Origin of the sequence: Thioalkalivibrio paradoxus ARh 1 (assembly GCF_000227685.2) — a bacterium.
Lineage (GTDB): Bacteria > Pseudomonadota > Gammaproteobacteria > Ectothiorhodospirales > Ectothiorhodospiraceae > Thioalkalivibrio > Thioalkalivibrio paradoxus.
Genome location: NZ_CP007029.1, coordinates 883,809 through 894,286 on the forward strand (window position 1 = coordinate 883,809; position 10,478 = coordinate 894,286).

The following is a 10,478-nucleotide window of genomic DNA, read 5'->3' on the forward strand; positions in this document are numbered from 1 at the left end:
GTTGATCCGAGTCAGGATGAAAATCCTGAAAACTCTTTCTTTTCCCGAGCATTCCCCGTATGCTGCGCCGCATCGAACGCCCCGCCCGTCGGCGTCCGTTCATCCGATCGCACCGATCCCCCTGATTACGTCTGCCTCGATGGGCGCCTCTCCTTGCTGGAGCGGCGGGCCGCCGTTGGAGATGTTCATGTCTGTCGTATCCCCGTTCGCCGGCCTCGGGCTGGCCGATCCCCTGTTGCGCGCGCTCGCCGATGCCGGCTACGAGGCGCCCACGCCGATCCAGTCCAAAGCCGTTCCCGAAATCCTGAACGGCCGTGACCTGCTCGCCGCCGCTCAGACTGGCACCGGCAAGACCGCCGCGTTCACGCTGCCGATCCTGCAGCGGCTGTCCGAGCGGCCGGCAGCGTCCGCCCGTGCCGGCCGCCCGCGCTGCCTGGTGCTGACGCCGACCCGCGAGCTCGCCGCCCAGGTTCAGGCGTCGGTGACCGAGTATGGCCGCTACCTGAAGCTGCGCTCGATGGTCGTCTTCGGCGGCGTGAACATCAACCCGCAGATCCAGGCGCTGCGGAGCCCGATGGACATCGTCGTCGCGACCCCCGGGCGTCTGCTCGACCACGTGGGTCAGAAAACCGTGGACCTGTCCGGCGTCGAGATCCTGGTGCTGGACGAGGCCGACCGGATGCTGGATATGGGCTTCATTCACGACATTCGGCGGATCCTGAAGCTGCTGCCGGCGACGCGTCAGAACCTGCTGTTCTCGGCGACGTTCTCCGACGAGATCCGCCGCCTCTCCGGCGGCATCCTGGACAACCCCGCCGAGGTCGAGGTCGCGGCGCGGAATACCGCATCCGAACTGGTCCAGCAGTCGGTGCACCTGGTGGAAACGCACCAGAAGCGCGAACTGCTCAGTCACCTGATCCGCGAGCACCGCTGGGACCAGGTTCTGGTGTTCACACGGACCAAGCACGGTGCAAACCGCCTCGCCGAGAAGCTCGCGAAAGACGGCATCCCGGCGGCCGCCATCCACGGCAACAAGAGCCAGGCGGCGCGCACCAAGGCGCTGGACCAGTTCAAGAACCGCCGCATTCCGGTGCTGGTGGCCACCGATATCGCCGCACGTGGGTTGGACATCGACCAGTTGCCGCAGGTGGTCAACTTCGAACTGCCGAACGTGCCCGAGGACTACGTGCACCGCATCGGCCGCACCGGCCGCGCGGGCAGTGCCGGTTCTGCGCTGTCGCTGGTCGATGCCGGTGAACTGAAGCTGCTCTCGGGTATCGAGCGCCTGATCCAGCGTCCGATCGACCGGATCCAGACCGAGGGTTTCGTGGCGCCCGCGGTGTCGATCGGGGCCGCCGCGAACCGTTCCAACGGCACCGCCGGTCGTGGCGCCCCGAAGGCCGCGCCCCGTGGTCCCAGGACCGGCAATCCCGGCAAAGGGGGGCGAAGCGGCAACGCGGCCGGCCGGCGCCCGCCACGCGGCGCCGGCCGCGGTGGCCCGCCGCGCGGCACTCGCGCCCGCTGAGCCGCCGGCAGGGCCGGGTACCAGTGGGCCCGCGCCGCCGGGCCGGGCCCGGTGGTCCGGAGCCGACCGTTGGGGAAAGCCCCGCCGCGGACAGCCAGCCGCGCGTTCAGGGTCGAGCGCAGCCGGCTGGCAGCGACGCAGGCACCGCTCAGAGGAACCGCACGGTCAGAAACAGCGCCAGCATCATGAAACCCAGTGCAACCTTGGCGGCGGTCCCGAGCACCAGTCCGATGGTTGCGCCCCAGCCGGCACGGCCCGCGGCCAGCAGATCCCTGCGGGCCGAGAGTTCGCCCAGTACGGCGCCGATGAACGGCCCGAGCAGCAGGCCGGCCAGCCCGAAAAACAGGCCGACCACGGCCCCGATGGCTGCACCTGCCACCGAGCGCGGCGACGCGCCGTAACGGCGCGCGCCGAACGCGCCGGCGATGAAATCCGCCAGCGAGGCCAGCGCCGCCATGACCCCCAGCGCGATCAGGGTCTTCATACCCACGTACGCGAACCCCTCGGCCCAGGCGGCCGTCCACAGGCCGGCGAACAGCAGCAGCGGGCCCGGCAGTGCGGGCAGCACCAGTCCGGCAATGCCGGCGATCACCAGCAGGGCGGCGAGCAGCCAAGTGAGTAGGGTCATGCGTGGGCACTATAGCCGACCGGGCCCCTTGCGCGGGACCGGGCTGCCGGGGGTACACGCCCGACGCGGCCTGTCCACGGCTTGCAAGCCCCCTGGGCTGCGTCCACCAGGCGCAACTCAAGGCACCGCGGCGTCGCGGCCAGCCGTGCTGCGTCTAGTCCGGAACCGGGGCGATGCTTAGCTCGGCGGTGCCCCGGTGGATCTCCAGGTCGATCTCGCAATACTCGGCGTTCTCGTTCTCCGGCGTGGGGTCGTCGGCGCAGGCGCATCCCGATAGAACGCTGTTGAAGAAGATGCCGGCACGCAGGTGAATGGCCGCCGGCGATTCGGTCACGCGCAGCAGCATCACGCCCAGATTCTCCCCGAGACTGATGCTGCCCGCAGCCAGCCCCTGCTGCAGGCCCAGCACGTCCGGGCCGAGGGCCGCGAGTTCCTTTTTCAGCGTCGCCTCGAACCCGGGGGTTCCGTAGGCTCGCAGGCTGCGGGGCAGGTGGGGCATGGCAGGCTCGGTTTATTGACGAGTCTGCGTTGAGTCTAGCTCCCTGCCCGGAAGCAATAAAGACTCGCTCGGGGTATTCGCATTCGGCGGGTATCCCTTCCGAGGACCTTCATGCGATGATCTGCTAGCGCACCGCGCCGCGATCCATCCGGACCGAACGAACCCGGTGTGCAATCCGCTGCACGGGGACGTGGAAACCCTTGGTTGTAGGATACTCAGGCGCGCCGGGTGTATAGGGGGCACCGTCTACGATTGTATTGTTTCAGGTTCGCAACAATATCCGGAGTATGAAAAGTATGAAAAGTATGAAAAGTATGAAAAGCGGAATAGCGTCGATGGTTGTTGCGTTGGCCGCGGCGACGGCCCTTTGGGCGTGCGGAAGTGACGATCCGGAATCCGCTTCCCGGGAACAGGCGGCGGTCGAGCAATCCGACCCGCAGGCGCACGATTCTGCGTCTCCGGATTCCAAGGCGGGGCTCGCGGATGAGCGGGTCCGGCCCCGGGACGATCGTCGCGCTCAGAATGCGACCGAAGGGCGGGATTCACCTCGCGGCGAACATGCCCCCGCGGCGGATCTGAACGGTGAGGTAACCGAGGTCGGCGAAGATTGGATCGTGCTTCGGCTTGCCGATCGCGCAGCGACCGGGGACTACGCTCCGGCGAGGCAACGGGAGCTCCGGGAACCCGCGATGACCTGGTCGGGTGAAACTGCAACGGTCCAGTTTTCTGCGGCCACCCGGGTGCGGATGCGCGGTACAGAAAGCGATGGGCGACGTGCCCAGCCTGCAACGCCGGGTGACATCAAGGTTGGCGATCGTGTCGCGATCTGGTTCGTCGAGGACTCTGGAATAGCCGAGCGAATCAGCGTGCGGCGAGCGTCTACGCCCTGAGTGCCACACTTCCGAGGTTCATGAAGCTGGTGAGTCGTTTTGCGCGGCAATCGGTCGGCAGCGATTTTTTCTCGCTGCAGACTGTGGATATCCCGGGCCGCAGTGGCGCTGAGCTGTAAGTCGTGGCTGTTATGGGATACCGGAAGACGGAGGTGGCAAATGCGTTCCTCGAATACCAGCGTTCGCTCGCTCTCTACCAGTTGAGCCTGGAAAGCAGGGCCTTCTCGGCCCCGCAGCCGTTGCGTGCCGATACAGCGGCGCGGGCCCTGGAGCTCGAGCGCCTGCCTCCTGGGCTGCCATTGAGAGACGCGTTTGCCCGTGCGGCACTTGGGCTGACGGACAGACGTCTCGTGGGCACCGGCTTCCGGGATGCCGGAGTCGCCCTGGCCAGTATCCACAATATCGGTGCCCGGGGACGGCAAGGTTTTTCGAGCTACAGCGGTGCTGCGTCTGCCGGATCTGGGGCGTTTCGGGCGCACGGCGATTTCTGGGTAGGTAACGTCTGGGTCGCCGCGGACGGGCGCATCTGGATCCATGACCCCGTTGTTGCCAAGCGGCGACATGCCCGTGCCTCTGAGTTAATGAGCGACCCTTGGTCTGATCTGGCGTCGTTCCTCTTCAATCTCGGAGTGGTGCACCCGCTCTGGTTGCTTCCCTTGATTCGCCAGGACTGGATCAGCGAATGCGAAACGGCGTTCCTGGCGGGTTATCGCGACGAGTATCGCGGCGTGTTCGATCCGTCCATGATCCGGGAGCCCATCGAGTCGACCTTTCAGGACTATGCAGCTTATCTTTCCGGATGCGGTCGCCGGGTACGTTCATCTATCCGACTGCGCTATGCGCGCCGACGGCTCGTGTCGTTGCAGACGGTGTTCAGGTGCTGAGCACAGAATCACGGTGGTCTAAGGGCTTTTTGCGCGATCGGTTCACGGATCTTGGACGCGAGCAGGCCCATTTCTGACAGCTCGGCGCGCAGCAGCGATCGCGAGTTCAACGCGTTGCCTGAACGAACCGCGGCAGCGCCGCACGGCGAGCAGGACGTAGATCAACGCGAGCTGAATACGGGCCCGCCCACTGCACGGCCAGGCCCGGAGCTTGGCCTCGTCCGCCAGAGCGCTGGCACTGGGCGGGTCGCTATCGGGGGCGGACGACTGCAGGCACCGGTTCCGGATGCTTCGCGTCCTGTTGCGCCGCTGGCGCCAGCGCTCGAAAGGCTCCCGAAGGGAACGGTGGTGGTTTGCGCCGTGAATGCGGTATCCGAACCCTGCTTCCGCGAGTGCATACTTGCGGGCCCCCAACAGATCCGCTCCGCGCACCAGGACGGCGTCCGGGAACATCGCCAGTCCCGGGGCAGGGACGCCAACCCGTTCGAAGATGGCCCGTGCCAGGGGGCGTCGGAGCGCCAGCCCGGAGGTCGGGCTGCCGACCCAGTCCGATGCGAGCGCGGCGACGAGTGCATTGGAACCGACCGGGCCCGGCGGGTACTCCATGCGCCGGAGGATGGCTGCCGAGGCACGCGGATCGCTGCCGGGAGCGGCATGGATGCGCCCCCTGGCAAAGGCGAAGTCGATCTCGCGGTGTTCCTCGAACAGGGTGCGCACGCGCTCTAGGTGGCCTTCTAGATACCAGTCGTCCGCGTCGAGAAAGGTTACGATCTCGTTGCGTGCGAGGGTTAGTCCATTCGCAAGTGCGTCCAAGGAGCCCGAGTTCCGTTGCAGGATGATGCGAAGCCGGGAGGCGCCTGCTAGCGATTTCAGGATCTCGCGGGACTCGTCTGTGGACCCATCGTCGACGACGATGATCTCGTCCTCCGGACCCAGTTGCGAAAGCACACTCGCAATCGTCTCTGCCAGGAAACGGCCGTAGTTGTAGTTGCTCACGATTACGCTGATCTGCAATCGCGGCACAGATGGCGTTGCGGCCATTACCATCAGCTGGGCCAGCCCCAGTCCTCGCCGATGAGCTCGAACAGGCGGCGGTTGTAAGGGCGGAAGTGCTCTGTCAGGTAGCGCCGACATCGGTCATCCATCTGGTCCGCATAACGCCCCCGGGTTTGAGAGGAGTACCGGAGCGCTTGCTCGGGTCTAAGGCCCCGGTCTCTGACCAGACGTTCAAGTTCCCGCGTTACCCGTTCCCCCTCCCGTTGCAATGCTTCCCAAAAGGATTCCTTTGGGAATCGTAGCGAATGTCGATACCAGTGCCGGTAATGCGAGTAGGCCCGGCTTACCGGATCCCGCAAGATCATCACGATGCGCGCATCCGGAACCAGCTCTGCGGCTAGGGGTGCATACGACGGCAGGTGCATCTGGGGTGTGGCCTCGCCGGTCAGTGCCCGATAGCCCAGTTGCTCACTGGTCCGGTCGATCCGGGCGCGCGTTGGGAATTGTGCACGGTGCCAGCGTTCCCCCTGTCGCTGGTGCCGGGGCGAGTTGAAATATTGGATCTCCTTGGTGGTTGCCGGGAGTTTCCCAGGATGCTGGCGGACGTAATCGTAGAGTGACGTGGTGCCCGCCTTCATCGCTCCGATGAGTAGAAAGTCAGGAAGCACGCCTGGATCCCCAAGGTGCATGCGGCGCAGGTAACGGGCCTGGTGCCGAGCCTCCCGGAAGTGCTGGCGTCCGCGCAGGAAAAGGTTTCGGACGAGGCTGCCGGAGCCACCACTCATCAGTCGAGGCTGGATCCGGGCGGGTTTGGTGGACCTTCTGCTCATGCGGTCTCCGGCTGTACCACCCTCTTGCCCACCAGTCGGTGCAACATCAGCACCAGAACGACCACCAACACCCACGGCCCGGAGTGGAACAGGTATCCCCCGGCCGAATATCGGACGAGTACCAGCGCCATCAGTGCCAGGATACCGGCCAACAGGATGCCGTCGGCATCGATCGGTTCTTTTCGCGCTACATGCAGCTGGCGCAGGCCTGTTGCCCCCGGCCACAGCAGCATGAGTGCGAACAGCGCCGTCCCGATCACGCCGAGGTCGAGGATCACGTCGACCCAGAACGCATGGCCGAACCGTGGAATCCAGCCATGGGGCATTGTCTCCCGAAGGGCTGCCGAGGGTCCGTCCTGCCCGCGCCAGAATCCACCCAGACCGTGGCCCAGGATCGGGCGGTTCCAAGCCTCGGTTAGCGCCGCGTCCCAGATGCGGGTACGCCCGTCAGGGTTGCGCGAGTAGGCGCGGAATGCGTCGGGTTGCGGCTGTTGCCTTCTATCCCGCCAGCCTTGCTCCGCAACTTGGGCCTCGGTCCGAATCTCTCGCCTTGCTTCCTGGCGGGATTGCAGATCCGGTACAGCGGTCTCGAGTTGTCTGTTGATCTGTCGCAAACGGGATTCCAGTTTCCGGATGTCCCGTGTGATCCCTCCAATACGTGCCGGATCCCGCGTCGCTTCCTGCCGTTGCATTGCTTGGGCGAGTGCCTGCTCGACGGCGGCCCGTTTTTCATCGAGCGGGATCGTGGGCCATTGCGGCAGCGAGATGGCTGCGTAGAATCCCGCTGCCAGGGCCGCCGTCAGCAGGGTGATGCGGCCCAGGGAGAGGCCGCGCCAGAAGGCCAACAGCGCGAACGCCACGATGAAGGCACCGAGCCCGACCAGCGGTGCCACGGCCTCGGCACGTGCCATCAGGTAGCTCAGCGCGAAGATGACCCCCAGACCGAGGAGCAGGCGAACCCCTTTGAGACCGGCGGTATAGACCACCCATACCGCGGCCCCGAGCGCTCCGAAGGTGCCCAGGAGGTTCTTGTGGTGAAAGACGCCGCGCCAGCGGTCGACGTCAGTGTTGGCGATTCCGGTTTCCCCAGCCCCCATGATGCCGATTTCCGGCGCGAACGTGACCACCAGGTAGCTTGCCGTGCCGATCACCAGGCTCCAGAGGGCCAGCAGTTCCAGCAGGCCCTGGCCGCCGAAGCGCCATGCCAGCCACAGCGCCACAGCCGTCGCACCGGCTATGCCCCCGAACTGGAATAGGGTCCGACCCGGTGCATCCGACCAGAGTACCGACAGCAGCGCCCAGGCCAGGAAGATGCCGATGGTGAGCAGTCCAAGCCTGGGTAGCGATCGGAGCCAGTGCAGAACCTCCCGGCGTGCGAGCAACAGCAGCACACCGGTGATCAGGAACGCACCGGCGTGGAGCAGGATCTCGATCGCGTCGAACGACATCTGGAACCAGCGGGCGTCCGGACTTCGCGCAAGACGCGGTACGATGGCCTGGAACATCAGGGTCAGCACCAGTACTCCCCACCAGGTGGCCGGATCCACGAGACGGAGTGTGAGCTTGGGTGCGCTTGTGGGAGTGTCTTCCTGCGTTGCCATCGTTTACCGTGTCGGCTCGTTATGCGGGCTGCGCTCGCGATGGGGCGCGGCCGGGTTTGGGGCGCCGGCTCCAACGCGCTTGCGTATCCCCGGCGAGCTTGGGGGCGCAGGAGAATACGAACTCGGATCCCTGCAGGACTTGAATCTGCCACCAACAGCATCGCCCCTGGTGGGCAAAGGCCATACTAGCACCGATGTCAGAATCCGAAACCACTCGACGCCGGCACCAGGGTCGGCGCTCGTCATCGCATATCGCACTCGTGTTCGGGCTCCAGGTACTCGGGCTGGCGGCCGGGTTCATCACTCATGTGATGCTGGCCCGTCTGATGGGCGATCCCGGGCAGTACGGCTGGGTGGCCGTCGGACAGAATGTCGCCCAGATCCTGGCGGCGCTGGTGGCGTTCGGTATCCCGATGGTGATCATGCGGCGGGCGTCCCAGCTCAGCGCGACAGGGGAACACCAAGCCATCCTCGCGCTGCGCCGGTTGGGATCGGCGGCCCTGATGCGTACCACGGGTCTGGTCTTGGTGCCGGCGCTGATTCTGGCGGCGGGCGCGTATTTCTGGCCATCGGGCGGGACCGGCGAGATCGTCTTGGTGCTGGTCTTGGCGTTGCTGGCAGCGCCTTTCCTGGCGCTGAGCCGGCTGTATACGGGGTTCTCCCGGACCTACGGCTGGTTTGGCCTGTCGGTGGCTCCGGACCGGCTTTGGCGGCCGCTGCTGGTGCTGTTGCTGGCGTTGTTTCAGTGGTGGCTATGGCCGCCACTGGTGGCTGCACAGGCGCTGTTGGCATTTGTCGTCGCCAGTGTCGTCGTGGCTCTGTCGATGGGGTTCGTGACCGGCAGACGTCAGCGTGCCCGGGCATCTGTGCAGCCGGGCCCAGGGAATGACGTCGCCTTCACCGGTTCGTTGTGGCGCGTGTCCGCGGTGTTCGGCGCGCAGTCGATATTGGATGTCGTGGTCCGGCGCAGCGACGTGATCCTGGTGGGGCTCATGGTGGGCCCTGCATCCGCGGGCATCTACTTCGCCGCTTCACGGATCGCGGAACTGCTGTCAATGCCCAGTGCAGCCGTCGGCACCGTGATTGCGCCGCGTTATGCACGCCGCCGGCAGATGAATGACCACCACGGTTTGCAGCGCCTGGTCACGCTCTCCGCACACGCGTCGTTCTGGCCCACCCTTGCCGGGGTCGTGCTGATGTTCTGGTTGGGGGAATGGGTTCTGGCGTGGTTCGGCGAGGAGTTCCGGGCAGGTACCGAGATACTGGCCCTGTTGTTGCTGGCGCGACTCGTGTTGGCCAGCGCGGGCCGTCTGCAGGCCCTGCTCAACATGGCCGGTGCAGAGCAAAGTGTACTCAGGTTGCAGATCGGTACGGCGATCCTGAATCTGTTCCTGCTGCTGATCTTGATCCCTTGGTACGGGGCTGTGGGTGCCGCGCTCGCACACCTGCTGGTCTGGACCACTTGGGTGGTCGTGGGCTCGCTGATTACACGGCGCCAGCTGGGAATTCGCCCGGGGATCCTCGGTATGTTGTGGCGGCCCACGCACGAATGAGATCCGCTATACGGGACAGGCCGGTTTAGTAGTCGGTTGAACCCGATCCGGGGGCCGGCAGGGATATGTCGTCGCGAGCTTGTGGCGAGGGCATCAGCCAGTGGTCGAGATCCCGCCCCAGCAGGTGGCCGAGTTCGACGATCTCGTCGCGGTATTCGTTGCGCAGCCGTTCGTGCGCAGCGACAGGCAGTGGTGGAAACGGACGCAGGTTGCGTTTTTCGACCCAGTGGCGCAGCTGGCTGAGCAGGTCGAATGGCAGCATCCGTAGCAAGTGGTGCTTCAGGCGGTGCGAGGTCGCCAACGATTGCAATAGGCGGACTCGTGGGATGCCCGATCGGTTGCGCGCGTGGCCGGCGATGGACGCGAGTTCGGGATCGATGTCCAGGAACAGGCAAAGGCGGCGCCAGACTGCCTGAGGATCTCTGCGCAGGTCGTCGAACAGCAGCACGAGTAGCCGTTCGCGCGGAAATGATTCGAGGTACGGCCTGAGCTGGCGAACGTAGCGCCCCATGTGCAGGTATCGCAGCAGAAACTCGGATTCCCCGCGGGCCGGTTCCGCATCCAGTGCTTGCTCGAAATCCTCGATCGGCTCGAGCCCGTCGCGGCGGGCGTGGCACCAGGCCGAGTAGGCGCGCTCGACCGGGTTGCGCAGGATGACCACGATCCGTGCGTCGGGGAACTCGCGGCAGATGCGCTCCGCGGTTCCGGGAACCGCCAGATACCAGGTGCTGGCTTCGCCGATGATGCGTTGGTCGGCGCGCGCCTTTTGGAACAGCCCGAGGTACTTGCCATGGCTGGTGACGACCCACTCGCGGGCGGGGGATGTGCGGCCGTGGCCATCGGGAAAGCGATAGCCGCGTTCCCCGAATGCGAGGTACCCCGGTTCCTTCGGGAAGGCCATGAAGGCTTGCGGATGCAGCATCAGCCAGTTGGCCAGAGTGGTCGTACCCGACTTCTGGGCACCCACGATGAACAGGTTGGGGCGCGCGCCGTGAGAGATACCCCCGAGACCGGATCCCATGGATTCTTCTTCGGACCTCATCGAATTGATCCGCAGTGGCAGCGAGCACAG

Annotated in this window: 9 protein-coding genes; 3 read left to right on the forward strand and 6 right to left on the reverse strand. The window is 65.6% G+C overall.

The window, feature by feature from the left end; all coding sequences use genetic code 11:
• The first annotated feature begins 187 nt into the window (after positions 1-187).
• Positions 188-1,525, forward strand: coding sequence for a DEAD/DEAH box helicase (locus tag THITH_RS04055; protein ID WP_041483579.1), 1,338 nt, complete (start codon positions 188-190; stop codon positions 1,523-1,525).
• Positions 1,526-1,673: 148 nt separating this feature from the next.
• Here THITH_RS04055 and THITH_RS04060 read toward each other — a convergent pair whose 3' ends face one another.
• Together THITH_RS04060 and THITH_RS04065 are read right to left on the reverse strand one after the other, a co-directional pair.
• Complete coding sequence (locus tag THITH_RS04060; RefSeq protein ID WP_006749127.1) at positions 1,674-2,153, reverse strand: DUF456 domain-containing protein; 480 nt, start codon at positions 2,151-2,153, stop codon at positions 1,674-1,676.
• 154 nt (positions 2,154-2,307) lie between these two features.
• Positions 2,308-2,652, reverse strand: a complete 345-nt coding sequence (locus THITH_RS04065) for a hypothetical protein (RefSeq protein WP_006749126.1) — start codon at positions 2,650-2,652, stop codon at positions 2,308-2,310.
• A 1,042-nt stretch (positions 2,653-3,694) separates the two neighbouring features.
• On the opposite strand from THITH_RS04065, the gene THITH_RS04075 reads away from it, so the two are divergent.
• Complete coding sequence (locus THITH_RS04075; protein WP_156925485.1) at positions 3,695-4,426, forward strand: hypothetical protein; 732 nt, start codon at positions 3,695-3,697, stop codon at positions 4,424-4,426.
• Between the two features lie 42 nt (positions 4,427-4,468).
• Here THITH_RS04075 and THITH_RS04080 read toward each other — a convergent pair whose 3' ends face one another.
• From THITH_RS04080 to THITH_RS04090, 3 genes are read right to left on the reverse strand one after another with little or no spacing between them, the layout of a single operon-like run.
• Positions 4,469-5,449 carry a glycosyltransferase family 2 protein gene (locus THITH_RS04080; protein ID WP_198019468.1) on the reverse strand — a complete coding sequence of 327 codons (981 nt, stop codon included), beginning with the start codon at positions 5,447-5,449 and terminating at the stop codon, positions 4,469-4,471.
• Positions 5,450-5,472: 23 nt separating this feature from the next.
• A complete protein-coding gene (locus tag THITH_RS04085; RefSeq protein ID WP_006749123.1) occupies positions 5,473-6,252 on the reverse strand; it encodes a sulfotransferase in 780 nt (259 codons plus the stop codon).
• Positions 6,249-7,853: an O-antigen ligase family protein gene (locus tag THITH_RS04090; protein WP_006749122.1), complete on the reverse strand. Its 1,605-nt coding sequence runs from the start codon at positions 7,851-7,853 to the stop codon at positions 6,249-6,251. Before THITH_RS04090 ends, THITH_RS04085 begins: the two co-directional genes overlap by 4 nt.
• Positions 7,854-8,047: 194 nt before the next feature.
• Here THITH_RS04090 and THITH_RS04095 point away from each other — a divergent pair, with 194 nt between their 5' ends.
• The gene (locus THITH_RS04095; protein WP_006749121.1) at positions 8,048-9,406 is read left to right on the forward strand and encodes a lipopolysaccharide biosynthesis protein; all 1,359 of its coding nucleotides are present in this window, start codon (positions 8,048-8,050) and stop codon (positions 9,404-9,406) included.
• 25 nt (positions 9,407-9,431) lie between these two features.
• Here the strand turns inward: THITH_RS04095 and THITH_RS04100 are convergent, their stop codons facing one another.
• Positions 9,432-10,448 carry a sulfotransferase family protein gene (locus THITH_RS04100; protein WP_006749120.1) on the reverse strand — a complete coding sequence of 339 codons (1,017 nt, stop codon included), beginning with the start codon at positions 10,446-10,448 and terminating at the stop codon, positions 9,432-9,434.
• Positions 10,449-10,478: the final 30 nt, after the last annotated feature.

Coding starts and splice junctions, on each gene's coding strand:
- THITH_RS04055 (WP_041483579.1), top strand. CDS start 188: ATGTCTGTCGTATCCCCGTTCGCCGGCCTCGGGCTGGCCGATCCCCTG.
- THITH_RS04060 (WP_006749127.1), bottom strand. CDS start 2,153: ATGACCCTACTCACTTGGCTGCTCGCCGCCCTGCTGGTGATCGCCGGC.
- THITH_RS04065 (WP_006749126.1), bottom strand. CDS start 2,652: ATGCCCCACCTGCCCCGCAGCCTGCGAGCCTACGGAACCCCCGGGTTC.
- THITH_RS04085 (WP_006749123.1), bottom strand. CDS start 6,252: ATGAGCAGAAGGTCCACCAAACCCGCCCGGATCCAGCCTCGACTGATG.
- THITH_RS04090 (WP_006749122.1), bottom strand. CDS start 7,853: ATGGCAACGCAGGAAGACACTCCCACAAGCGCACCCAAGCTCACACTC.
- THITH_RS04095 (WP_006749121.1), top strand. CDS start 8,048: ATGTCAGAATCCGAAACCACTCGACGCCGGCACCAGGGTCGGCGCTCG.
- THITH_RS04100 (WP_006749120.1), bottom strand. CDS start 10,448: ATGAGGTCCGAAGAAGAATCCATGGGATCCGGTCTCGGGGGTATCTCT.